This is a genomic window from Streptomyces zingiberis, from assembly GCF_012034935.1.
Classification (GTDB): domain Bacteria; phylum Actinomycetota; class Actinomycetes; order Streptomycetales; family Streptomycetaceae; genus Streptomyces; species Streptomyces zingiberis.
Genome location: NZ_JAATEN010000001.1, coordinates 427477 through 450972, shown reverse-complemented (window position 1 = coordinate 450972; position 23496 = coordinate 427477). Strand labels below are relative to the sequence as shown.

24 protein-coding genes are annotated in these 23496 nt (G+C 75.3%); 10 read left to right on the top strand and 14 right to left on the bottom strand.

Annotation, left to right across the window (positions count from 1 at the left end; translation table 11 throughout):
• Positions 1 to 23 precede the first annotated feature (23 nt).
• Positions 24 to 227 carry a hypothetical protein gene (locus HCK00_RS28605; RefSeq protein ID WP_240965149.1) on the top strand — a complete coding sequence of 68 codons (204 nt, stop codon included), beginning with the start codon at positions 24 to 26 and terminating at the stop codon, positions 225 to 227.
• Here the strand turns inward: HCK00_RS28605 and HCK00_RS01960 are convergent, their stop codons facing one another.
• Both HCK00_RS01960 and HCK00_RS01955 read right to left on the bottom strand, forming a co-directional pair.
• Positions 228 to 440, bottom strand: coding sequence for a DUF4287 domain-containing protein (locus tag HCK00_RS01960; protein WP_168099933.1), 213 nt, complete (start codon positions 438 to 440; stop codon positions 228 to 230). It lies immediately after the preceding gene.
• The gene (locus tag HCK00_RS01955; RefSeq protein ID WP_240965148.1) at positions 433 to 1173 is read right to left on the bottom strand and encodes a DUF998 domain-containing protein; all 741 of its coding nucleotides are present in this window, start codon (positions 1171 to 1173) and stop codon (positions 433 to 435) included. The genes HCK00_RS01960 and HCK00_RS01955 overlap by 8 nt, the downstream gene beginning before the upstream one ends.
• A 258-nt stretch (positions 1174 to 1431) precedes the next feature.
• On the opposite strand from HCK00_RS01955, the gene HCK00_RS01950 reads away from it, so the two are divergent.
• Positions 1432 to 1743 carry a hypothetical protein gene (locus HCK00_RS01950; protein ID WP_375781895.1) on the top strand — a complete coding sequence of 104 codons (312 nt, stop codon included), beginning with the start codon at positions 1432 to 1434 and terminating at the stop codon, positions 1741 to 1743.
• Entirely contained in the window at positions 1740 to 1883 is a 144-nt protein-coding gene (locus HCK00_RS27175; RefSeq protein WP_240965147.1) for a hypothetical protein, read from the top strand. Before HCK00_RS01950 ends, HCK00_RS27175 begins: the two co-directional genes overlap by 4 nt.
• Before the next feature lie 529 nt (positions 1884 to 2412).
• Here the strand turns inward: HCK00_RS27175 and HCK00_RS01940 are convergent.
• From HCK00_RS01940 to HCK00_RS01915, 6 genes are all read right to left on the bottom strand, one after another.
• Positions 2413 to 3240 carry an alpha/beta fold hydrolase gene (locus HCK00_RS01940; RefSeq protein ID WP_168099931.1) on the bottom strand — a complete coding sequence of 276 codons (828 nt, stop codon included), beginning with the start codon at positions 3238 to 3240 and terminating at the stop codon, positions 2413 to 2415.
• A 336-nt stretch (positions 3241 to 3576) separates the two neighbouring features.
• Positions 3577 to 4167: a hypothetical protein gene (locus HCK00_RS26745; RefSeq protein ID WP_206319758.1), complete on the bottom strand. Its 591-nt coding sequence runs from the start codon at positions 4165 to 4167 to the stop codon at positions 3577 to 3579.
• Positions 4151 to 4642, bottom strand: coding sequence for an RNA polymerase sigma factor (locus HCK00_RS01930; protein WP_168099930.1), 492 nt, complete (start codon positions 4640 to 4642; stop codon positions 4151 to 4153). The genes HCK00_RS26745 and HCK00_RS01930 overlap by 17 nt, the downstream gene beginning before the upstream one ends.
• A gap of 192 nt (positions 4643 to 4834) precedes the next feature.
• Complete coding sequence (locus HCK00_RS01925; RefSeq protein WP_168099929.1) at positions 4835 to 5503, bottom strand: class F sortase; 669 nt, start codon at positions 5501 to 5503, stop codon at positions 4835 to 4837.
• The gene (locus HCK00_RS01920; protein WP_168099928.1) at positions 5500 to 5904 is read right to left on the bottom strand and encodes a Tat pathway signal sequence domain protein; all 405 of its coding nucleotides are present in this window, start codon (positions 5902 to 5904) and stop codon (positions 5500 to 5502) included. Before HCK00_RS01920 ends, HCK00_RS01925 begins: the two co-directional genes overlap by 4 nt.
• 301 nt (positions 5905 to 6205) lie before the next feature.
• Positions 6206 to 6661 (bottom strand): nuclear transport factor 2 family protein, encoded by a 456-nt coding sequence (locus HCK00_RS01915; protein ID WP_168099927.1) that lies wholly within the window; start codon positions 6659 to 6661, stop codon positions 6206 to 6208.
• Between the two features lie 264 nt (positions 6662 to 6925).
• On the opposite strand from HCK00_RS01915, the gene HCK00_RS01910 reads away from it, so the two are divergent.
• From HCK00_RS01910 to HCK00_RS01885, 6 genes are all read left to right on the top strand, one after another.
• Positions 6926 to 8473: an erythromycin esterase family protein gene (locus tag HCK00_RS01910; protein ID WP_168099926.1), complete on the top strand. Its 1548-nt coding sequence runs from the start codon at positions 6926 to 6928 to the stop codon at positions 8471 to 8473.
• A 329-nt stretch (positions 8474 to 8802) separates the two neighbouring features.
• Positions 8803 to 9150, top strand: a complete 348-nt coding sequence (locus tag HCK00_RS01905; protein WP_168099925.1) for a hypothetical protein — start codon at positions 8803 to 8805, stop codon at positions 9148 to 9150.
• A 404-nt stretch (positions 9151 to 9554) separates the two neighbouring features.
• Positions 9555 to 10286 (top strand): ABC transporter ATP-binding protein, encoded by a 732-nt coding sequence (locus HCK00_RS01900; protein ID WP_168099924.1) that lies wholly within the window; start codon positions 9555 to 9557, stop codon positions 10284 to 10286.
• Positions 10283 to 12580 (top strand): hypothetical protein, encoded by a 2298-nt coding sequence (locus tag HCK00_RS01895; RefSeq protein ID WP_168099923.1) that lies wholly within the window; start codon positions 10283 to 10285, stop codon positions 12578 to 12580. The genes HCK00_RS01900 and HCK00_RS01895 overlap by 4 nt, the downstream gene beginning before the upstream one ends.
• A gap of 514 nt (positions 12581 to 13094) precedes the next feature.
• Positions 13095 to 14117, top strand: a complete 1023-nt coding sequence (locus HCK00_RS01890; protein WP_168099922.1) for a D-alanyl-D-alanine carboxypeptidase family protein — start codon at positions 13095 to 13097, stop codon at positions 14115 to 14117.
• A gap of 479 nt (positions 14118 to 14596) precedes the next feature.
• On the top strand, positions 14597 to 15052 hold the full coding sequence (locus HCK00_RS01885; protein WP_168100024.1) for a lamin tail domain-containing protein: 456 nt from the start codon (positions 14597 to 14599) through the stop codon (positions 15050 to 15052).
• 370 nt (positions 15053 to 15422) lie between these two features.
• On the opposite strand, the gene HCK00_RS01880 is transcribed toward HCK00_RS01885, so the two are convergent.
• The 6 genes from HCK00_RS01880 to HCK00_RS01855 form a co-directional block, all read right to left on the bottom strand.
• The gene (locus HCK00_RS01880) at positions 15423 to 15920 is read right to left on the bottom strand and encodes a hypothetical protein (protein WP_168099921.1); all 498 of its coding nucleotides are present in this window, start codon (positions 15918 to 15920) and stop codon (positions 15423 to 15425) included.
• A complete protein-coding gene (locus HCK00_RS01875) occupies positions 15917 to 16465 on the bottom strand; it encodes a sigma-70 family RNA polymerase sigma factor (protein WP_311765097.1) in 549 nt (182 codons plus the stop codon). Before HCK00_RS01875 ends, HCK00_RS01880 begins: the two co-directional genes overlap by 4 nt.
• Before the next feature lie 45 nt (positions 16466 to 16510).
• The gene (locus HCK00_RS01870) at positions 16511 to 17350 is read right to left on the bottom strand and encodes a class F sortase (protein ID WP_168099920.1); all 840 of its coding nucleotides are present in this window, start codon (positions 17348 to 17350) and stop codon (positions 16511 to 16513) included.
• Positions 17351 to 17567: 217 nt separating this feature from the next.
• Positions 17568 to 18302, bottom strand: a complete 735-nt coding sequence (locus tag HCK00_RS01865; RefSeq protein WP_168099919.1) for a DUF4397 domain-containing protein — start codon at positions 18300 to 18302, stop codon at positions 17568 to 17570.
• 501 nt (positions 18303 to 18803) lie between these two features.
• Entirely contained in the window at positions 18804 to 19532 is a 729-nt protein-coding gene (locus tag HCK00_RS01860) for a peptidoglycan recognition protein family protein (protein ID WP_168099918.1), read from the bottom strand.
• Between the two features lie 334 nt (positions 19533 to 19866).
• Positions 19867 to 21336 (bottom strand): FG-GAP-like repeat-containing protein, encoded by a 1470-nt coding sequence (locus HCK00_RS01855; RefSeq protein WP_168099917.1) that lies wholly within the window; start codon positions 21334 to 21336, stop codon positions 19867 to 19869.
• A gap of 828 nt (positions 21337 to 22164) precedes the next feature.
• Here HCK00_RS01855 and HCK00_RS01850 point away from each other — a divergent pair.
• Complete coding sequence (locus tag HCK00_RS01850) at positions 22165 to 23472, top strand: MFS transporter (RefSeq protein WP_168100022.1); 1308 nt, start codon at positions 22165 to 22167, stop codon at positions 23470 to 23472.
• Positions 23473 to 23496: the final 24 nt, after the last annotated feature.

Genomic DNA, 23496 nt, shown 5'->3' with positions numbered 1-23496 from the left:
GCGGAGCGCGGCTCATCCCGACCGTGGCGAAGGGTTCTCCCGCGTTCGGCCAGTACCGCCCCCGTACGGACGGGGCCGGCTACGAGCCCTGGGCGCTCCAGGTCGTCGAGGTCTCCGGCGACCGCATCGCGAGCATCACGGCATGCGGTGACACCGCGCTCCTCTTTCCTCTGTTCGGCCTGCCGGGATACCCGAGCGGTGAAGCATGTCTCGGCGTCCCGACCTGATCACTTGGCGCTGTCCTCGGTGAGAGTGTGGGCGACGAGGGCATTTGCATGGCCGTGGCCGAGTTCATACTCGGACTTGAGCCAGTTGACCAACTCCATGTGCTTGGCCAGCGGAGACGAGCGGATGAGGTCCTTCCACTCGGCGATCGGTCGGCCGTACTTCTTCTCGATGGACGGGAAGTAGCTGGCAGGCCCCTTCACGGCGTCAGTCATGGATGCTCCCGTTTCGTATCGTCATGATCTTGGTGGTGTGGGTGGTGCCTGGGAGAACGGTGGCGGACCAGTGGCCGGCCTGGTCGGCGAGACGGGCCGTCACCGCGCTCAGCCACAGCAGACCGAGGCCGGCACCGGTGGTGAACGCAAGAACCGACGCGGCCGAGCCCATGAACCCGGCGAGGACAGCCACAGGTACGACCCGCGACGCCACGGCCCAGCCCTGAAGACCCCGGGCGGCAAGCGGGCGAGCCAGAACGACGAACGCCGCACACAGAGCCAGGTAGCCGATCATTCCTGCGGCCATATGGACCGCACCGTGCCCGCTCATCACCGTCGCGTCCGGGGAACCTGCGGGGAAGCCCGCACCGGCGTCGGCCGGGAAGGCAGCTGCGGCCCAGAAGGAGAGGCCGAACACGCCGACCAGAGCCGGCGCCCACATCCCGGCAGGACCACTGCGCAGAGTTCGCCGCAACCCGGCCGCGCCGGCGACCAGCAGCGCTCCGGTGAACACGAAGCTCAGCGTCTGCACCCAGCCGGCCCCGCCCAGAGCGAGTTGGCTGATCGCGTTCCGGGTGAAGCGAAATCCGTCGCGCGTGAGGCCTTGGGCGAGTCCGGCCGCGAGGAACAGCGGGCCTGCCACCACACCACCGGCCGTGAGCCACCGCGCCGCGGATCGCTGAGTGGTGGCTACGGGGTGGATGGGGACAGGTGGGGTGAACGTGTCGGTCATGGCGCGCCTTCCTCGTTGCGACGTGTCACCCATATGACCGACGCCAAGGAGCAAAGTGATCGCACTCCCGCACGTGTCCTGGGACACATGCGGGAGCGCGTGTCGACCCCCAGGAGTCACGAGTTCACCGAGGCGCGGTCGTAGGCTCAGCCCGGCGTCCGCAACCACGGTCAGGCTCACGATGATCACGCAGACCGGCGCCCAGGAGACGATCCGATGACCGGGCAGCCCTCTGCCCCCGGCGGGCCCCTGATCCCCATGCCTGCTCTCACAGCGGCAGCGCTCCGCGCAGCGGTCACCCAGGTCGCCCCCACCCAGTTGCCTTCCTTCGTCGAGCACCTCGACCGCGCGGTTGAACAAGCCGTCACCCAGAGCACCATCGCTCCACTGCGTACCTTCCTGCTGTGGTGGGGAGAATTCGTCGCCAACGAGCGCCACCCCGCGCGAGCGGCCCGACTGCGTGAACTGGAAGCCGTAGCGGAAGAAGCAACGGACCGCGAGGCCCTGCATTCCGCACTCGCCGAGATGCGACAGATCACAGACGTGGCGCAGCGCGAGATCTCCGCGTGAGCGACAACTGGACCTGGGACCACGACCTCGATGCCGAGCACGTCGTAGGCGGCCTGCCACACGAAGTCATGGCTGAGGTGGAGCGCTTGGCCGAGCAACTGACGGTCCTGGGCCGCGACGCGGTCGGCATCGGGCGCTGAAACCCGCACGGCGGAGGCCTGCGGACACAGGACATCTTCGGCGGACGGGGCTTCTTCATGTTCATGGCCCTGGAGCGGCTCGAACTTGTTGTGATCACCCGCGTCACATGGCTCGGCTGATCGGCCACATCCCGCGCCTCCTTCGGGCCTGACCGTGATGCGGGCCTCACTCGCGGAACGCGACGGGCCGGGCTCGCCGATCGACTCCACGAACGTGCAACCCGGCGGCCACCTCCCGTTGCCGGTCGAGGTCGGGATGCGCGCCGACCGCCGCATCTGGTGAGTTGAGCAAGCTCCCGGCCCGACCTCGGCCTGACCTCAGCCCGACCTCGGGCCCCGGACCCGTCCCGGCCGCGCCGGTCCTGGAGCCCGCCTGCCGGCCGCCGTCCCGCTCCGCCACGAACCCGGTCCCCACCCGACCGGTCCACCGGCGCCGCGCCGGCTCACGGAGGCGTTCACGGCGGCGGGCCGTGCCCGGCGACGGGGTCGCGGGCAGGGCGGTGCGCGGTCGCGTGGACGGACCTGGGTGTCAGCTCTTGAGGAAGTCGAGCAGGTCCTGGTTGAACTGCTCCTTGGTGCCGGGGACGCTCGCCAGTCCGTGCGCGGCACCCGGGTAGATCTTCAGGGTGGCGTCCGGAATGATCTGCGCGGACTTCTTCGCCGCGGCGTCGATGGGCACGATCTGGTCGTCGTCACCGTGGACGATCAGCGTGGGGATGTCGAAGCGGCGGAGATCCTCGGTGAAGTCCGTCTCCGAGAACTGCTTCACGCAGTCGAAACCGGCCTTGAGGCTCTGCTCCATCGCCATCAGCCAGAAGGCGTCCTTGTTTCCCTGTGTGACCTTGTTCCCGGGCCGGTTGCCGCCGAAGAAGGAGTCCGCGAGATCCAGCCAGAATTGTGAGCGTTCCTTCAGCAGGCCCTCGCGGATGGAGTCGAAGACCTCCATCGGGGTGCCTTCCGGATTGCCGTCCGTCTTGATCATCAGCGGTGGCACGGCGGACAGCAGGACGGCCTTGCGAATGCGGGCGGTGCCGTGGCGGCCGATGTAGCGGGCGATTTCGCCGCCACCCATGGAGTGGGCGACGAGGGTCACGTCGTCGAGGCCGAGGGTGTCGATGAGCTGCGCCAGGTCGTCGGCCCAGGTGTCGTAGTCGTTCCCGCGCCAGGTCTGGGTGGACCGGCCGTGACCCCGGCGGTCGTGGGCGATGCCGCGGTAACCGTGTCCGGCCACCACGTTGAGCTGGTCGTCCCACACATCCGCGTTGAGCGGCCAGCCGTGGCTGAAGACCACCGGCGGGCCGTCCCCCCAGTCCTTGAAGAAGATTTCCGCTCCGTCGCGAGTCGTCACGAAACCCATGAATCGCTCCTCAGCACTTGGCAGAGACGGGAGGACCGGGCGGGCGGGAACGGCCGGCGTACCACGGGTGACACCGCCGTCCGCCGACGCGCGCCCCGGCGAATTCGGGCGGCGACGGCCGCTGCCCGGCCCCGGCGGCAGGAATTCCGCCCTCTCCGTCGATGCTAGGCGGCCCCGGAAGGTCCCGCAGAAGATGCGGTACCGGTTCTTTCCTGGTAGGCGGGCGGGAATTCCGCCCCAGGCCGGTTTCCTGCCTTTTCCCGGGTGGGCGGAGCCGGGGGAATCCGGGGCGCGGGCCGGAGAATCCGGGGAATCCCCGGGGCCCGGGCCGCGCGCCTACTCCTCGTGGAACGCGGCCGGTGAGGCCGTGGTCCCCGGCGCATCGGACGCGCGCGGATCCCTCCGCGGGTCCGCCTCCAGGTCCGTCCTCGGGTCGGACGCCCTCGCGTCCGGCTCCGAGGGGGAGGTGGCCGACGGCAACGGGCCGCGCGGCGGGAGGCGGTCATCCGGCGTGGAAGGCCCAGGGCGTTCGTCGGTCCGGTCGCCGGAGCGGGGCGCGCTCGGCTGCGTGTCCGGGCTCCCGGACTTCTCCGGCTCGGGCCTCTCCGGCTCGGGCCTCTCCGGGCCGGACTCCTCCGGGGAGGGGGGTGCCGGCCGCGAACTCGCGGGCGGCGGCGCCATCGGCGGTGCGGGAACGGTGGGCGCCTCCGGCGTCATCAGCCGCACGGGCACCACGGCGAGCAGGCCGACGGCACAGGTCACCGCGGTCACGGCGGCGGTGCGCAGCAGCCGGCGGCGGGAGGCGGAGCGGCGGACGGTCTCGAAGTGGCCCGGGGGCGGGGTGAGCGGGTCGGCGGGGGGCCGCAGGAGCACCGCCAGGGGGTCGTCGGCGCCGAACTCCCGTTCGTCGTCAAACCGAGTGGTCAAGGCTTCTCCTCAGATGGACGCGGAGCAGTTCGCGGGCCGCGTGGAGATCGGCCTTGACGGTCCCTTCCTTCCGTCCGGTCAGTTCGGACACCTCCCGGATCGGCATGTCGGCGTAGTAGTGGAGCAGGATCGGGACCCGGAGCCGTTCCGGGAGCGACTGCACGAGCAGCCGCACCGACGGGTCGGCCTGCTCGGCGTGGGGACGGACGGCGGCCTCCGAGGTGACACGGTGCATGGCTCGGCGTTCGCGCTCCATTTTGCGCCAGTGGTCGCGGACGAGGTTGGCCGCGGTCACATAGAGGAAGCCACGGGGCTCGTCGACGGATGTCCAGCGGGCCCAGAGCCGGGTGAACGCCTCGGAGGCCACCTCGTGCGCCGTCTCGTCGTCGTCCACGAGACGGCGGCACCAGCCGGCCAGACGCGGGTAGAGGGCGGCGAACAGCTCGGAGGCCGCCCTCTCACGGGACCGTTTCAACGCACTCCAGGGTGGGTGGGGCCGGTGGCGGCCGGTGGGCGCCCGCGGGGGAGGACGCCGGGACGCCGGGTCGCGTTCCGGGGCCCGGCGTCGTGCCCGCCGGGGCACGCGGGTGGCGCGTGCCCCGGCGGGACGGTGCGGAGTTCTGCGGGGTGGTGGCTCTGCGGGACGGTGGCTCAGCGGGGTCGTGGCTCAGCGGCGGGCCGGGGAGACCGGCCCCGCGAAGACGATCACGTTGTCGCGGTACTCGCCCCCCGCGCGTGGACCACCGCAGGTGATCAGGCGCAACTCCGGGCGGTCCACGTTCCCGTAGACCTCCTCGGTGGGAAAGTCGTCCTTCGCGACGGTCCGTACGGCGCCGACGGCGAACTCCGCCTCTCCTCCCCCCTCCAGGCGCGCCACGATGCGGTCGCCCCCGCGCAGCCGCGCGAGGTGACGGAAGACCCCGTCACCGTGGGACCCGACCGTGACATGGCCGAGGATGACCGACGGTCCGGTCTCCCCCGGCGCCGGCGAGTGCCGGTACCAGCCCGCCGGATCGTCCGCCGTGATCGGGGGCACCTCCACGGTGCCGTCCGGGGCGAGCCCCAGCGGCACGACCGGGGTGTCGACGCCGATGGCGGGGATCCGCAGCCGGACCGGGGCCGGTCGCCCGTTCCGCCGCGGCTTCCCGGTGCTCGCGGAGGCGCCCGCGCCGTTCGGGCGTCCCGTGCCGCCGGCGGCCGGGCCGGCGCTGCCGCCGTCGCCGTCCGCCCCCGAGATGCGGAGCGCTTCCTGGCCCGAGCAGCCCGCGAGCAGTGCGACCCCCGCCGTGGTGGCGAACGCGCGCCGGGTGAACGCGCGCCTGGAGAGCGGTGTCACGCCCCGGTCGCCCGTCGGCGCCGCACGACGAAGGCTGCCGCGCCGCCCGCGAGGAGCGCCGCCGCACCCCCGCCGACCAGCGCGGACTCACTGCCGGTGGTTCCGGACGCCGCCGGCACACCGGTGTTCGGCGCGCCGTCCGGGACCACCCCGACCTGGTCGCGCTCGGGCGCCCGGGTCGGTTCGGGGCGCGGGGCCGGGGCCGACTCCTCGGCGGGCCGGCGGGTGTCCTCCTTCGCGGGCTCCGACTCGGCCGGGGCCGGCCGGGTCGCCGGATCGGCGGGGGCGGTCCTCGCGGTCTCGGGCCGGGAGGGGGCGGGTGTGTCGGCGGACGCGGGCGCGCCGGCCGCCAGGACGGCGGTGCACGCGAGGGCCAGGGCACTGAGGATGGTTCGGCGCATCGGATCGCTCTCTTTCGTCTGCTGCTTCGGGTCCGCCGTACGGCCGCCGAACGGCCGGGCCGGGTGACGGATCGAACGGAGAGACGAGGCGCCGCCGGAACGCGTTGTAAAGAGATGGCAAAGCCGCGCGGAGCCCGCCACGGGTGCCGCCGGGGGCGGGCCGCTGTCGGCACCGTGGGGCCGGGACGGGGGCTCCGGGCCGGCCGGGGCGGGCCGGCCCCGGACCGCAGGACGGACGCCCGCCCCCGGCCGGCCGACCCACCCGCCGGCGAGCCGGGTGGCAACCTCCGGCGGGACCGGTTCAGGAGCCCCCGGCCGGCCCCTCCGGCTCGAACGCCTGGGCGACGGCGAGGCTGTCCTCGTAGACGTGGTGCCGGGTGACGAGACCCCCCTCGACCGTCAGCCGCAGGGCGAAACGGGCCCGGTAGGCGCGGCCGGTGGGGCGGGCCGTCTGGCGGATCTCACCGAGCACGATCGCGTCGCTCCCGTCCACGAAGATTCGCTCGATCTCCGTGCCCGCCGCCTCGGGGACGTGGTGTCCGGCGAGTTCGCGGAAGTGGTCCGCCACATCCGCGCGGGTGGAACGGTGCCGTATCCACGGGGTCGCGGCGCGGCCGTGTTCGGCCTCCGGCCAGTCCAGCCGCCAGTCGCAGGGGTCGGCGTACAACTCGGCGACGCGCTCGGGGTCGCCCTCGCCGATGCGGCGGAGCAGTTCCCCCACCACCTCACGCGTGCTCATGAACGGGGGTGTGGACATGGGCGGTTCCTCCGGTCCGGGTGGCTGCGGGACGATCACCCTACGGTCGCCGGGGTGGCGGCGCACTGCCGTTTCCCGCGCCCCGTCACGCCTCCCGCACGCCCCCTGGGCCGTGCCGCCACGGCCACCGGCCGCGGTGCCGCGCGGCCCGGTGTCCCACGGGTCCGGGGTGCCCGCCACCCCGCCGGGGTGGTGCCAGGTACACCCCCGCAACGGGTGTCCGGCGGTTGGTGGGGCCCCGGTGGCGCGCAGGAATCTGAGGGCATGACCTCACGACGCATCGCCGCCCTCTCCGCCGCCCTTCTCGTCTCGGCCGGCGCCCTCACCGCGGCCCTCCCCCTCGAACACTCGGCGACCCTCGCCACGGCCCGGGCGGCGGTCTCGACGGCCGTCTCCGGCACCGGGGCCACCGGGAACGCCGGAGCCCCCGGAGGCACCGCGGTCCCCGTCGCCCAGGGCGGGTCCGCCCGGTCCGCCACGGACGGGGACGAACGGGCCCTGCGCTCCTTCCGGAACGGCGCGCATCCGTTGCGCACCACCGAGCCGCGGGGGAGCACCGCCGACCTCCGCCCGCTGGGCCGCATGGTCCAGGGCAGCACGGTCGTCGGGCTCGGCGAGGCCACCCACGGTTCGCGGGACTTCTTCACGATGAAGCACCGGGTCTTCCGGTACCTCGTCGCGGAGCAGGGGTTCCGCGCCTTCGCGCTGGAGGCGTCCTGGTCGACGGGGCTCCGGCTCGACGCGTACGTGACACGCGGCGAGGGCGAACTGGGGAAGATCATGGACGAGGAGTTCCAGGAGACGTACTCCATCTGGAACAAGAAGGAGTACCACGACCTCTTCACCTGGATGCGGGCGTACAACCGCAGCCACCCGAAGGACCCGGTACGCGTCGTCGGCGACGACATGGCCTACGCCGGCCCCGCACTGTTCGACGAGGTCATCGCGTACGTGGAGCGCGCCCACCCGCGGTTGCTGCCGCGCTTCACCGAGCTCTACCGCGGTCTGCGGCCCACGGGCCCGGTGGGGGACACCCTGGCGCGGTTCCCGGACACGCCCCTGGCCGAACGGAAGGAACACGCGGAGCGCACCGGGCGCGCCCTGGAACTGCTGAGCCGGCAGTCCGTACGCCCCGGCGCCGACCGCGGCGCGCACCGGTGGGCCGTGCAGCAGGCCCGCGCCATCGACCAGACGTACCGGGGCTACGCCTTCGACCTCACGGACCCCGCCGGGATCGCGGCGATGATGAAGAACCGGGACCGGGTCATGGCCGAGAACGTGGCCTGGTGGCAGCGGACCACCGGCGACAGGATCCTCCTCTCCGCGCACAACACCCACGTCGCCTACGACAGTTTCGACACCAGCTACCCGAAGACCCAGGGCGCCTTCCTCCGGGACACGCTGGGCAAGCGCTACGTCAGCCTGGGCTTCACCTTCAACCAGGGCTCGTTCCGCGCCTTCTCCGCCGAGGAGGGGCCCGGGAGCGGGGAGCGGACCGTCACGATCGGCGCCGCGGCGCCCGGCAGCAACGAGCACCTGCTGGACCAGGTGGGCCGGGCCGGCCAGGTGGGCAGGCCCGGGAAGCCCGGCGAGCAGGCCGACGGGTCCGGGAAGGCCGGTCCCCGCGACTACTTCCTCGACGTCCGCGCCCTCTCCGCCGCGGGCCGCTCCTGGCTGAACGAGCCGCGCCCGACCCGCAACATCGGCGCCGGCTGGCCGGTTCCGGAGCAGGACATCGCCCTCGGCGGGGCCCACGACATCCTCATCCACCTGCACGAGGTCGGGGCGGCCACGCCGCGCACCGCCCCCTGAGCCCACCCGCGCCGCCGGGCCCGGGTCACCGGACCGGACACCCACGGCCGGGGCCGCCCACACCGGGCGGTCCCGGCCGTGGGTGTCCGCCGTCCCGGTCGAGGCCACCGGGAACGGCGGGGCCGGTGGTGCGGGTGGGGCGTTCCGCTGGTCACACGGGTCAACGGGCCTGCGGGAGAAACCCCCTGAACGGGGGATGGGGGTCTTGCCTTCGGTCTGGTGAGGATGGTTGGGACCGCCGGGCTCCCGGCCGTTTCCGTCCCCGGCGGATCACCGGGGGAGCACAGATCAGCAGATCAGCTGACCACCAGAGAGGAGTTGCGTTGCCCATGGCTTCCCGCGAACGGCGCGGCAGGCGGCTCGCCGCGGCGGCCGTGACCGTGCTGTTCCTGACCGCGGCCTCCCCGGCGCTCGCCATCTCGGCGTCCGTCGACGAGTTCTCGGCCAGGACCATCGACCACCACAAGCGGGTCCGGCTGCACAAGGCGCACAACAACGGCGCCATCGGCAAGGCCCAGTACAAACGCAAGTCCACCCCGAGCTCCGTGCGCAACCTGTGGATCAAGCGGGATCACGCGAGCCACATCACCAGCGGCTCCGGCTCCCGGATCTTCACCCTTCAGGTCTGCCACCACAAGAACAACTGGCCCGACGACTGCAGCGGCTGGAAGAACTGAGGCCCGCGGCGGACCGGCGCCTGCCCGCCCGGTCCCCGCTCCGGACGGCCCGGCCCCCTGCCGGGTTCCCGGATTCCCCGGTGACCGAGCCCCCGCACCGGCCGCCCCGTCCCGTCACCGGTTCGCCGCCGGGGTCCACCGGACGGCAGCCCGGTCCGCCGGACGGCAGCCGGGTCCGCCGGACGGCCGGGTTCCCGGGTTCCCCCCGGTGCTCCGTGCCTTCCGTCTCCGGCTCTCCGCGAGGCCGGCCCCGGCTCCCACGACTCGCGGCGCGCCACCACGAACCCCGCACCACCGACCGCCCGCCACCACGCCACCCCGGCCCCACGCCGCCACCAGGCCGCCACCCACCACCGCACCGCTCCACCGTCCGTTCCCCACCGCCGGCCCACCGACGAGGAACCATGACCGAGCTTCAGCGGCCGCTGCCCGGCCCCTCCCCCGCGCCGTCCGGCGAGTCCGGTCCCGGCGCGCCGATCCTCGACCTCCGGGGCCTGCGTGCCGAGGTGCCCGGCCGTGTCCTGCTCGACGAGGCGGAACTCACCGTGCGCGCCGGGGAGTCCGTCGCGGTGACCGGTGCCAGCGGCAGCGGCAAGAGCACCCTCCTGATGTGCGTCCTCGGCCTGGTCCGCCCCGCCGCGGGAACGGTACGGGTCGCGGGCGTGGACGTGACGCGCCTGCGCCCGCGCCGGCTGGCGCGCCACCGGCGGGCCCATGTCGGCGCGGTGTTCCAGTTCGGGGAGTTGCTGCCGGAGCTGACGCCCGTGGAGAACGTCGCCGTGGCCGCGCTGCTGGCGGGTGTGGGCCGGGCGGAGGCGTTCGCCCGCGCCGGGGAGTTGCTCTCCCGGCTGGGCGTGGCGGCGCGGGTCCCGACGGCCGAGCTGTCCGGCGGCGAGCGGCAGCGGACGGCCGTGGCCCGCGCGCTGGTCAACCGGCCGTCGCTGTTGCTGGCCGACGAGCCGACCGGGGCGCTCGACGAGACCAACCGGGACGCCGTCTGCGAGCTGCTCTTCGGTCTCCCCGCCCGGACGGGCTGCGGGCTGCTCGTCGTCACCCACGATCCGGCCGTCGCGGCGCGCGCCGACCGGACGGTGCGGCTGTCCGGCGGCCGCCTGGTGGCCGAGGTGCCCGCGTGAGCGCGGTGCGGCCGCTGCTGCGCGTCGGCCGGGCGGCGGGCGCGGCGGCCGAGGCGGGACGGGTCCGGGCCACGTTGCTGACCTGCGCGGCGCTGCTGCTCGCCGTGGGGCTGGGCGCCCTGGCCGTGGCGCAGTCGTCCTTCGAGGGGCGCGCGCAACGCGGCGAGAACCGGGGCATCGCGCCGGTGGAGGGCCGGGAACCGGCCGCGCTGCTCGCCGCGTTGCGGACCGATCTGGTGGGCACCACCTCCTACACCGTGGTCTCGCTGGTCCCGCTGCGGGCGGACGCACCACCGCCGCCCGGGCTGGACCGCTGGCCCCGGCCCGGGGAGGCGTTCCTCTCCCCCGCGCTCGCGGCGGCCGGCGCCGGCGAGGGGGTGTCGACGCGCTACGGGCGGCTCGCCGGGGCCATCGGCCCGGAGGGGCTGGAGGCCCCGACGGAGCTGCTGGCCTACGCGCGCCCGCCGGTGGAGGTCACCGATCCGGCGGACGAGGAGTGGTTCCGGGCCACCGGCTTCGGCGGCCCGCGGTCGCTGACCTTCGGCGAGAGCGGCAACCTGCCGCCGCCCGGCCGGTTCCACGGCGCGCTGGCGGGCCTGGTGCTGCTGCCGGCGGCGCTGCTCGCCGTGGTGGCGGTGCGTGCCGGCGCGGCGGCGCGGGACAGGCGGGCCCGGCTGCTCGCCGTGCTCGGCGCGGGCGCGCGGGCCCGCGCCTGGTTCACCGTGGGGGAGGCCGCCGGCCCCGTGCTGGCCGGTACCGCGCTGGGCGCGCTCGCCTTCGTCCCGGCGATGCTCACCGATCTCCCGCTGCCCGGGGTGGACTTCGTCCTGTACCGGCCGGACGCGCTCGGCGCGCTGCCCCGGCTGGCCGCGGCGCTGGCGGCCGCGCCCGTCCTGCTGCTCGGCGCTGCCGTGCTCCTCCAGCCCCGGGCCGGTGGCGCCCAGCGGGGCGGCTCGCGGCCCGCGGTGCGGCGGGCGCGCCTGCACGCCCTCGGCGCGGTCCTGTTCGCCCCGGCCCTGCTGGTGACCGTGCGCGGCACCGAACTGCTGCCGCAGGAGCTGCGGCTGCCGTTCTACGTGCTCGGCTGCGCCACCGTCTTCGCCTGCCTGCCCGCGGCGGTGGGCGTCCTCTGCTCCGGGCTGGGCAGGTGGCTGACCGCCCTCGGGAGGCGCGCGGGGTCGAGCGGGACGCTGATCGCGGGGCGGCGGCTGACGGCCCACCCCCGGGCGACGGTCCGGCTGGTGGCCTCCCTCGCGGTGGCGCTGGGCCTGGCGGCGCAGACCCAGCTCTGGGGCGGGGTCTTCGGCGACCTGCCGGCCCGGGCCCTGGCCACCCTGGACCGGATCGGCAGCAGCGCCGTCACCGTGGACTATCCGGCCCGCGAGGAGCGGCTGGCGGCCTTCGAACGGGCGCTGCCCGACGGGGTGGAGAGCGCGGTGCTGCGGGTGCGCACCACGGGCGACGGCGATCCGGCCGCGGAGCTGATCGGCTCCTGTGCCGCCCTCACGGCGCTCCGGGCGCCCTGCGGGACGGACCCGGTGGCGCTGCCCGGAGGCGGCTCCGACCCCCGGCTGCGGGAGCTCGTGAGCTGGGGGGCCACCGAGGGGGCGGCCTCCCTGCGGGTGCGGGAGGGCCCGGTGGCGGGCCATCGGGGGTCGGACACCACCTCGTTGACCCTGCTGCTGGTGAGCGCGGGCGGACGCGGGGCGGGGGACGGCCCGGCGGGTACGGGCGGCCCGGCGGGTACGGGCGGCCCGGCGGGTACGGAGGGCGCCGGGCCGGGCGGTCCGGCCGGGCCCTCGGACGCGTTGCCGGTGGGGACGGTGAAGCGGCTGGCCTACCGCCACCTGGGGCCGGAGGCCGAGGTGAACTCCATCGGCGGGCTGTACCTGACGGGGGTCGGCGGGCTGGAGGCGGCCACCCGCTGGATCCGGCTGCTGGCGGCCACCGGGATGCTCGCGGTCACCCTCGCGGCCGGCCTGGGCGCGCTCGCCGAGTTCCTCCGCCACGGACGGGAGCTGGCGCCGGTCGGGGTGATGGCGGGGCGGGCGACCGTGTTCGGCTCGACCGCCCTGTGGTCCCTGCTGCTGCCCGGGGTGCTCGCGGTGGCGGTGGGCACCCTGGCCTCGGTCTGGCTCGCGGCCCCGATCCAGGCGGGCCGCCCGGACGTGGTCTCCCTCGCCTCCCTGGCCCCGGCCTCCCTGGCCGCTCTGGGCGCGGCGGCGCTGCTCACCGCCTGGGGCGCGGTGTCGGCGGTCCGCGCGGCCCGCTCCTGGCGGCCGGTGGCGGCCTGATCACGGCGGGATCCGGGGGCGTGCCTCCGGGGTGACGGCGGCTGACGGGGATTGACGGGCCGACGGAAACGCGCGGGCGGAGGCCGGACCGGACCGGGGTGTGTCCCGTCGGCGGCCGTGGCCCCCCGGGCCGGGAGGGGGTCCGTAGGCCGGGCGGGCACCGCGCGGCGGGCGGGCGAACACCGCGCGGGGGCCGGGCGGGCGCCGTACCGGAACCGCACGGTCGCACCGGGGCGGAGGAGGACCGGGACGGGGCCGAAGAGCTCCGGCCGTGCCTCATGCGGGAGTTCGGACCAGGAGGTCGTCGCGCCGGGAGCCGCTCCGGCGCGGTGGGTGTGCCGGAGCCATGGAGGCGGTGTGCCGGGATCTCCGGCACACCCCCACGAAAATCATCCCGTGATCCGTACATACTTTGGGCTCTCCCGAACGTCTTGGGAGAGGACGGCACCGTACTCCCCCACGGCCGCCGTTCCCACTCCCCACACCTCCGCCGTTCTCGGCTGATTCGGAGCGTATGACGGTGACTTTCCTCGACAGACCCGCCAAGGTCCGGCGCGCTCGCACCACCGGCACCTCGCGGAGGCGCCGGGCCGCGGTGGTGGTCGCGACCGCCGCCGCGCTGGCGGTGCCGGCCGCCGCCGCGCCCGCCTACGCGGCGCCCGACCTCCCCCCGGGCGGCGGCCAGTCCCGGCCGGTGAACCAGGCCGCCGCGCCCACGGTGAGCGCCAAGGGCGCGTTCCTGATGGACAGTGGCACCGGCGCGACCACGATGAGCAAGACCGCGGACACCAAGCGCCAGATGGCGTCCACCACGAAGATCGCGACCGTCCGCGTGGTGCTCGGCACCAGCGGGCTGGATCTGGACCGCAAGGTCACCATCCAGCAGGAGTACCGGGACTACGTGGCCCGTGAGGGCGCCAGCACGGCGGACCTGCGGACGGGCGACCAGGTCACCGTCCGGCAGCTGCTCTACGCGACGATGCTGCCCTCCGGTTGCGACGCCGCCTACGCCCTGGCCGACACCTTCGGCACGGGCTCCACCCGGGCGGCGCGGGTGAAGTCGTTCATCGGCAAGATGAACAAGCTCGCCACCGACCTGGGGATGACGAACACCAAGTTCGACTCCTTCGACGGCATCTCGACCGCCGGGGACCACTACTCCACCCCGCGCGACCTCGCGAAGCTCGCCCGCAGCTCGATGCAGTACTCGACGTTCCGCACCGTGGTGAAGGCCAAGGAGACGGTGGCCAAGGCGACGGCGAGCAACGGCAACACCCGCACGTACACCTGGTACAACACCAACCAGCTGCTGGGCTCGTACAACGGCGCCGTCGGCATCAAGACCGGCACGGGCACCGCCGCCGGGCCGTGCCTCGTCTTCGCGGCGACCCGCGGCGACAAGACGCTGGTCGGCGTCGTGCTCAACGGCACCGACCGCTACAACGACGCCGCCAAGATGCTGGACTACGGGTTCGGGAGCAGCACGGCCGACACGATGAAGCTGCGGAAGCTGCCCGCGGAGGCGCAGCGCGACTGATCCGGCGATCCGGACCGGGACCCGGCCATCAGCCACGGGTCCCGGTCCGGAGGCCCCGGTCAGGACGGCCCGCGCCCGGTCCGGTGACCGGGCGGGGGCCGGGCCGGATCCGCGAGGTGCCGGACCGGCCCCGGGGCAGGCGGTTCCCGCGCCCACCTCGTCCCGCCTCCGCTTCCGCCTCCGCTTCCGCCTCCGCCTCCGCCTCCGCCTCCGCCTCCGACGTGACCTCCCCGTCGGCACGGCGGCTCCATCGTCTTCGGCAGGACCGGCGACGACCCCGGCCGCGACCGCGCAGCGGTCCCCGGCTCTCCGGCTCTCCGGCTCTCCGGTGGCGATGTCCGACACCGGGGCAAAGTGCTACTTCCACATCCTTTGTCGCGATTGCGTAACGTCGCCGGTTTACGGATGAACAATCCGTACCGTGGTTCCCATCGCCGCGCGGGACAGGAAGCGCGGCATGTGAAGGGGGGACCTTCGTGATGCGATCCCGAGCCGCCAGGCTCTCCGCCGTGGCCGCCGTCGCCGGCTGTGCCGTCGCACTGCTGATACCCGGTCAGGCGCAGGCCGCCGGAGCCATCCAGCTCTACAAGATCTACTACGACAGCCCGGGCAGCGACCGCGGCGGCAACACCAGCCTCAACGCCGAGTACGTCCAGCTCCGCAACACCTCACGCAGCGCCGTCCAGCTCAAGGGCTTCACGATCCGCGACAACGCCGGGTACACCTACACCTTCCCCTCGTACAAGATCAGCGCGGGGAAGACCGTCAAGGTGCACACCGGCAAGGGCACCAAGAGCGCGGGCCACGTCTACTGGGGCCGCGGCTGGTACGTCTGGAACAACACGGGGGACAAGGCGCGGCTCTACAACGCCGGCGGTTCACAGGTGGACACCTGTTCGTACAGCTCCGGCAAGTCGGCCTACAAGATGTGCTGATCCCGGCCGGGGCGCGGCGCGGGGCCGGCCGGACCTTGGGGGGTACCGGCCGGACCTGAGCCGTACCGTTCGGCAGCGCGACCGCCGGGCCCCGTGGGTGGCGCCGCCCACGGGGCCCGGCGGCGGAATGACCGGACGGCCCGACCGGCGAGGGCACGGCCCGCACCGTGGCCCGTCCACCTGGTCGCGCCTCCGTACGGTTTCACGGCCACACAGCAACACGGCCACACCGCGGCACGGCCTCCGGCCCGTCCTCCGCCGAGGGCGGGCCGGTGCCGCGTCCGGGCACCGCGACGGGCCGGGACGGGACGGCAGCGCGCGAGCGCCGCGGCCGTACCGCTCTGGTGCCCGGGCGCCCGGGTGCGCGCCCTCAGCGAGCTCCCTCGCCGGGCAGGGAGGCGGCGTTCGCCGGTGCGGACGCGGAGCGCGGCGGGGCCGGCTCGAGCGGTTCCGTCCGCAGCAGGCGGCGGAGCACGGCGGCCTCGCCCCGCTCCGCGCCCTCCAGGGCCAATTCGGCCGCGATGGTCTCCCAGAGCGCCTCGGGCGGCGCGGCCGGCGTCTCGTCCGGATCGAGGCTCCGGGCGGCGCGGACGATGCGGTGCAGGGTCACCAGGGTGTCGCTGCACTGCGGGCAGTCGTCCAGATGGCGGCGGAGTTCCGGCCCTCCGGGCGTGGTGCCCGCCCCCGCCTCCCCGGCGGGTGTTGTTCCGGTGAGGCCGGTTCCGGCGAGGGCCCCTCCGGTGGGGTCGGGGCAGCCGTCGAGCGGGCCGGACCCCATAGCGGGTCCCGTGGACCCCGTGGACCCGGCGTCCCCGTCCTCGCGGAGGGCCAGTTCGGCCAGCAGGGCCAGATCGGCGTGGTCCGTCAACCGTCCGTCTCCATTCGGTGTCTGAGCCGCCCGAGACTCCGGCGGACATGGGTCTTCACGGTGCCCAGCGGCAGGTCGAGGCGCTCGGCGATCTGCGCCTGTGTCAGGTCGTCGTAGAAGGCCAGCCGGAGGATCTGCTGCTGGGGCTGGGGAAGGGCGCCGAGTTCGTCCAGCACCAGCACGCTGTCCACGACCTCGTCGCCCGGGTCGTCCCCGGTGGGGCGGACGGCCGCGCCGGCCGCGGCCCGCCGGATCTTGTCCTGCCGCCGGCCACGGGCGTCCAGGGCGTCGGCCACGCGGTGCCGGGTGATGCCGAGCAGCCAGCCGGGCAGCGAGCCCTTGGCGGGTGAGTAGCCGACGCGGCCGCGCCAGGCGCTGACGAACACCTCCTGGGTGACGTCCTCCGCCTCGCCGCTGTCGCCGAGGGTCCGGTAGGCGACGGTGTGGACCAGCCCGGCCCACCGGCGGTACGCCTCCGCGAGGCACCCCTCGTCCCCGCGGGCGAAGCCCTCGGCGAGTTCGGCGTCCGCGCGGGTTCCGGTCACGGACGTGACGATAGGGAGGGGCCCGTCGTGATGGTCCGTGCCACGTCAGTCGCTCACCCGGGTGGCGGTCACCACGAGGTTGTTCCGGTAGCCGCCGTCGCCTCGGTCGTAGGGGAGGGTGCAGGTGATCATCGTCAGCACCGGGCTCCCCGTGCGGCGGAACAGCTCACCGGGCAGACGGCCACGCTCCACTACCTCGCGGGCGGCCACGGCGTAGTGGACCGGCGGGCCGCCGTCCCGGTGGACGGTGACGCGGTCGCCGGGACGGACGGAGTGGAGCGCCGCCAGCGGCCCGAGCCGGCCGGACCGCTCGTCCACATGCCCGATGAGCAGCGCGGAACCGGCCGTGGCGCCCGGGGCCGCGCCGTCGCGGTACCACCCGGCCGCGCGGGCGTCGCCCGGGACGGCGACGGTGCCGTCCCGGGCGACGCCGACGGGCCGGATCTCCGCGTCCACGCCCAGCCGCCCGATCCGCACCCGGACGGGCGGGGCGTCGGGCACGGGGTCCTCCGAGGGAGGGGTGGAGCCGGGGCCCGGGGACGCGGAGCGCTCACCGCCGGGCGGTACGGCTCCGTCCGGAGCGGCGCCGGGATCCGCGGCGGAATCGCGGCCCGAAGCGGTCGGGCGCGGGCCGGGGGCCGTCTTCCGCCCCTCCCGCGGCCCGTCCCGCTCCCCCTCCTGCGGGCCGCCGGCCTCGTCGCGCGGGCCCGGCCCCTCCTGGGGCACCGTCCGCGCGGCGGACCGCCGGTTACCGAAATCGGGGGGCGGGGTACCGGCCGGGGCGGGCCCGTCCGGGACGGCGAGCAGGGCGGCGACGGCCGTCACCGCGGTCGTGCCCGCCACCGCGCAGAGCGGTCGCCAGAGGCGGGGCCGGCGAGAAGCCATGACTGTGCCTCACTCTCTTCTGCTCGGGGTCCCCGGTCGTCTCCGGTGCGCCTCGGCGCCTTCCGGTTCCCGGAGGGGGGTGGGTACCTGGGTGCCTGCGGGTGAGGTGGGCCGGCGGGTGGGGGACGGTGACCGTCCGGGGAGGGGCACCGTCCCCGTCGGCGCCGCGGGGCGCCCGCGTGGGCGCGGTGCGCGCCCGCGCGCGCCCGGGACCGGCTCAGCCGCCGAGGACCTGGGTCTTCAGCGCCAGGTTCCCCTCGGCGGCACTGCCCCAGACGTAGACGACGGTGCTGGTGCCGGCCCGCAGGGCGACCGGGGTGGGGCCGAGCACGGTACGGCCGGTGCCGGCGAGCAGGACCCGCAGTTCGGCGGTGCCGGCCGGCAGCGTGCCGGTCGCCTCGCCCGGGTTGGTCAGCCCTGAGACCAGCGTCTTCCGGTCCGCCTTCACGTCCACCGCCGGCGCGGCGGCGACGTGGCGCACGGTGGTGCGGGTCTGCCCGGCGGGCACCCGCGACACGTCGTTGGTGTAGGAGTCCAGCGTGGGGTCGCCGGCCGCCGTGAGGTGGGCGACAAGGGTGGTGTTCGACCCGGCGCGCACCCGGACACCCTTCTCCACCAGCGGCGTGCCCGCGGGATCCGCGCCGGCCCGGAAGAGTTCGACGTCGTAGCTGCCCGAGGGGAGGGACCGCGGTGAGGTCAGGGTGCCGGGCGCCACGTCGGACAGGAGTTCCCTGCCGTTCACGTACACGTCGACGGTGACTCCCGGTATCGCGTGGAAGGCGGAGACCTCGGCGGTGCCCTGGGCGGTGCGCTGCCCGGTGCCCTGGGCGGTGCGCTGCGCCCGTTCCGGGGCGGCGGGGGCGGAACCGGCGGACGGGGCGGAGAGACCGAGGGCCCCGCCGCCCAGTACCAGCGCCGCCGTGAGGGCCGTGACGCTGCGGAAGTTCCTCATGTGCGGTTCCCTTCGGAACGGCGCCCCGCCCGTTACGGGGCTTTTATCCTTCATTCCTCCGGAAGGAGCCGTCCGGATGTGCCGGGGGCCGGTTATCTTCCGGCGCGAGGGGGAAGCCAGGTCCGTTCGTCCCGTCGAAACCGCACAACCATGCGAAGCTTCCGCGCATCTCACAGGACACCCACGCGTCCCGGCGGGGCCGGCCGGCCGCGGCCCGGCCGACCCCTCATTCCGGGTGCGGCCACCGGCCTCCGGGCTCCTCGCCGGGCGCGAGACGGGGCGGCGGCCTGGCGCGTCCCGCACGGCCCGGCCGGTCATCGGCCCACCCGGCGGCCGGCCCCCGTACGGCGGCCGCCCTCCTGCACCCCCGGGGAGGGCGGCCGCATCCGGTGGGACCAGGACCGGGCGCAAGACGGGCCGCGCCCGGCGGGAGGGGGACCGGGACGCGGCGGGCCGTGTCCCGGGAAACAGCCGCGGGACGCGCGGGACGCCGCTCCACGCTCAGCGCTTCCGCAGCTTCGCCGTCGCGTCCCGTATCGCCGGGAGCTTCGCGTACAGGGCCTCCCCCGGGCAGTCCGTCTGGAAGCTGTCGCGGTGCCCGGAGATGACGTGGAGGACCGCCTTGTCCCCCTTGTGGAAGCGGCTCTCGTCGTTGCTGGACGTGAGCCGTACGGTGCCGCGCGGGTCGGCGCCGGGCCGCAGCTGCCAGGCCGCGACCTCGGCGATGCCCCGGATCAGCGCCGGGGGCACCGGGTTGCCGGCGTCGAAGGTGCCCAGCGCCGCTATGCCCACGCTGTGCGCGTTGAACCCCTGGGTGTGCGCGCCCCGCACCGGGCGGGTGACGCTGCCGGCCCGTCCCTCGTAGACGGTGCCGCACCGGTCGACGACGAAGTTGTAGCCGATGTCGTCCCAGCCCTCGTTCTTGACGTGCACCCACTGAAGCGAGCGCAGCAGCCCGGGGACGTCCGCGCAGTCGTAGCCGTTGGGGTGCCCGGTGTGGTGTATGAAGACGGCGCTCACCACGCCGGTGTACCGCGGCTGTTCGCGCACCAGTTCCTCGTCCGCGTCCCAGCTCTTCCGGGAGACGATCGCGGGTCTGGGCGCCGCCGGGCGTACGACGGCGGGATCGGGCCGGCCAGGGGGGTCGGAGTGGACGGTGTCCCGCACCACCAGCAGAGCCAGCGGCAGGACCACCACCCCGGCCCCCACGGCCAGTCGGCGTGACCACATGGAACCAGCGTGCGGGTGGCGGCGCCCGGCTTCCCGCGAGGGTGGGCCGTCCGGGTGAGACGGGGCCGGGCGAGGCGCCTCCCACCGGCCCGGGGCCCGGCAGGCACGGGCGGGCCCCGGGGGCGCCTGGGCCCCTGGGCGGAGGGGTGGAGCGGGCTGGGGGGCCGGCCGGGTACGGGCGGAGCCTGCGGCCCGGCCGCGTCGGCCGGGCCGGCCCACTGCTCGGCCCGCTCGGCCCGCTCAGCCCTCAGACCCCCTCAGCCCGCTCAGCCCGCTCAGCCCTCAGCCCGCTCGGCCCGCTCAGCCCTCAGCCCGCTCAGCCCGCTCAGCCCGCTCAGCCCGCGAGGTTGGAGCCGAACATCGGGGCGCCGGCGGAGGACACGCCCACCGTGGAGACGTAGACCGAGACGGCGCCCGTCGCGCCGATGACGTTCCCGTCGGACTTCAGCGCGTAGACCGCGCCGTTGCCGCCGTTCTCGCCCATGGCGCCGACGGTGAGGTCGGCCTTGCCGTCGCCGTCGAGGTCGGCGAGGTGGACGTCGGAGCCGAAGTAGTCGCCCTCCTCGTTCTCGTTCGGCACGCCGGGCGAGTTCTGGTGGAGCATCTGGGAGCCGGCGCCGGTGAGCCCGGAGCCGTCGGCCGCGCCGTAGAGGACCGTCACCGCGCCGGTGGCCGCGAAGCCGTCCAGCGCCTCGCCGGGGGCGCCGACGGCGAGGTCGAGGTTGCCGTCACCGTTGACGTCACCGAGGTGGAGCTCGGCGCCGAAGGCGTCGTTCGCCTCGGCGCCGCCGGGGACGCCGGGGGTGTCCTGGGTGAAGGCGGCGCGCCTGCCGCTCGGGCCGGTGGCGGAGCCGTGGATCACGTTGACCTTGCCGCCCTTGACGGCCCCGGGGACGCCGGTGGAGGCGTCCCAGCTCATGCCGATGACGATGTCGCCGTAGCCGTCGCTGTCGGTGTCGCCGATGTCGGTGATGATGCCGGCGGGCAGCTTCGCGGCGCCGTTCACCGTCAGGCCGGAGGGCGAGCCGGGCAGGTAGTAGTTGGTGTTCCAGTGGTTGTCGCCGTCGGCCACGGTGTCGAAGCCGTCGGCGACGAGGTCGGCGACGTCGTCGCCGTTGACGTCGCCGGAGTGCAGGTTCAGCGGCCCGGTGTCGGCGCCGCTGAGGATGGCCGGGCGGACGGTGTACCGGCCGCCGGTGGTGCCCGCCGTCCGGCCGAAGCCGCCGCGGTAGACCTGGATGGTGGCGGAGCTGGAGCCGATCGCCAGGTCGGCGCGGTTGTCGCCGTCGAAGTCGGCGGCCTCCAGGGCGGCGCCGAAGCGGTCGTGCCCGCTGGGCGTCGGGTCGGGGAGGGTGGTGCCGCCGGAGAGGCCGTTCTTCGAGCCCCAGATGATCTGGACGGTACCGCCGTCCACGTCGTTCCCGACCTTCTCCAGCGCGGCGCCGACGGCGAGGTCGGTGTAGCCGTCGTTGTCGAAGTCGGCCGCCGCCGTGTCGCCGCCCCAGCGGTCACCGGCCTCGGGGGCGCCGGGCACACCCGGGCTGGCCTGGCTGAGCACCGTCCGCCTCGCCCCGGAGATCCCGGACGGGCCGCCGTAGAGGACGACGACCTGGCCGGCGGCGGGCTGCCCGTCCACGGAGGCGCCGGGGGCGGAGACGGCGACGTCCCGGTAGCCGTCGCCGTTGAAGTCGGCCGTGGGGCGGGCGCCTTCGGCCGCCGCGGTGGTCGCGGTGGCGGCGAGGAGGCCCCCGGTGAGGGCCGCGGCGACGGTGGCGGCCAGGGCGGTACGGAGGTGCTGGGGCATGCAGAGGTCTCCTGTGCGCGCGGGATGCCGGGGCATCCGGTCCGATGAGGCCGTGCCGCCCCGCCGCCGCCCCGGGGTCTCCGGGGCGGGTGCGGACGGCGCAACAGGAGACCCCGGCCCCGGTCGAATGGTTGTGCGGTACGCGACAACTGGCCGCAACCCCTGCGGCGGCGGCAGTTGGCCCGCGGTTCACCACCACGGTGGCCCCGGGGCCACCGGCCCGGCCTCCCCCGGCCCCGGCGCACGCCGGTGAGGACATGGTTCGCGGACCTCACGCGCGAGGTGGTGGCGGGCGGGAGCGCGTGAGGCGGAACCCGGGCCGGCGCGGAAGTGCGCCCGTCGTGCCGCCGTGCGGCCCCCTCGCGATCCCCGGGCCGGCCTCGGCCCTCCCCGCGCGGCGGCCGCCCGGGGGCGTCCCGGCGGCGGCCGCGCGCCCTCCGCACGCCCCGGGCGGCGCCTCCCGCGCCGGGCCGTCGCACCGTCGTACGTCCGGCCCCTGGTCGCTAACCTGTTTCCATGCGGAGCGACGGTGCGGAAGGTACGGATGGTGCCCGGGGAACGGATGGATCGCACCAGGGGAGAGGTGAACCCGCCGGCGGGGACGCCCCCGCCGGTCAGCCACCCGCGCCGGCCGTGGCGGAAGCGCCGTCCGCCGGGGTGGTCGCGCCGGTGGCGGGCCTGCCGTCGGCCGGGGACGGGAAGGCCGGGGACGGGAAGGCCGGGGACCCGGGACCGGCCGTGCCGGCCGCCGGGGCCGGTGGAGCCGGTGACGCGGGTGAGACCGGGCAGGCCGGGCCGGGCGGTCCCCCCTCGCGGCCCAGCCGTACGCTGCGCCTGGCCCGGCTGGCCACCTTCGGCTACTTCGGGCTCAACGGCTTCGTCATAGGCCTCTGGGTGGTGCACATCCCGTCCGTCGAGGACCGGGCCGGGATCTCCCACGCGGTGCTCGGCTGGCTGCTGCTGGCGATGGGGGCCGGGGCGCTGGCGGGGCTGCGGCTCTTCGGGCCGCTGAGCGACCGGTTCGGCAGCCGGCGGACCGTTCCCCTGGCGGGCGTGTTGTGCAGCGGCGGCCTGGCGCTGCCGGCCTTCGCCGGGGATCTCCTCACGCTGACCGCGGCCATGGTGTTGTTCGGCTTCGGCAACGGCTGCATGGACGTCAGCATGAACACCCATGCCGTGCAGGTGGAGCGGGGCTACCGGCGGCCGGTGCTGTCGGCCTTCCACGCCGTGTTCTCGGTGGGCGGCGTGTTCGCGGCGCTGGTCGGCGCCCGCACGATCAGCTGGGGCTGGAGCCTGCCGTTCACCCTGGGCGGGGTCGCTGCGCTGGGCGTGCTGACCGCGCTGCTCATGGCGCCTTCCCTGCTGCACCCCGAGGGCAGGACGGACAGCGGGGCGGACAGCGGGACAGCCGGCGAGGCGGACGGCAAGGGCGGCACGGACGGCCGGAAGGCCGGCGGCACCGCGGAGTCCGGCCGGTCCGCCGCGCCCCGGACGGGCAGGCGCCGGCCGCCCCGCCGGGTGTGGGGGCTGGCGCTGCTGGCCATGATCCTGATGCTCAGCGAGGGTGTGGCCTACGACTGGAGCGTGCTGCACGTCCAGACCGTGCTGGACGCCCCGGCGGCGACGGCCGCGTTCGCGTACGGCGCCTTCGCCACGGCGATGACCGTCGGCCGGCTGACGGCGGACCGCGTCTCGGCCCGCTTCGGCCCGGTGTTCGTGGTGCGCTACGGGGCGGCGCTGGCGGCGGCCGGGTTGTCCACCGCCGCGCTGTCGCCCTGGGTGCCGCTCGCCCTGGCCGGCTGGACCGTGTTCGGCATCGGGCTCTCCGGCTGCGTCCCGCAGTTCTTCAGCGCCGCCGGGCACGCGGACAGCGAGGCCTCCGGTGCGAACGTCTCGCGGGTGGCGGGGCTCGGATACTTCGGGATGCTGGCGGGCCCCGCGGTGATCGGCCCGATGACCGGGCTCATGCCGCTGAACCTGACCTTCTTCCTGCCCGTGGCGTTCTGTGTGACGGCCGTCTTCACGGCGGGCATCCTCCGGCCCCCGCCCCCGGAGGCCCCGGAGTCCCCGGCCGCGCCCGTGACACCGCCCGAGACCGCGGGGCCCGCCCTGCCGGAGTCGAGCCGGGTGGGCTGAGCCCGGTGGGTGAGCCGACGGGTG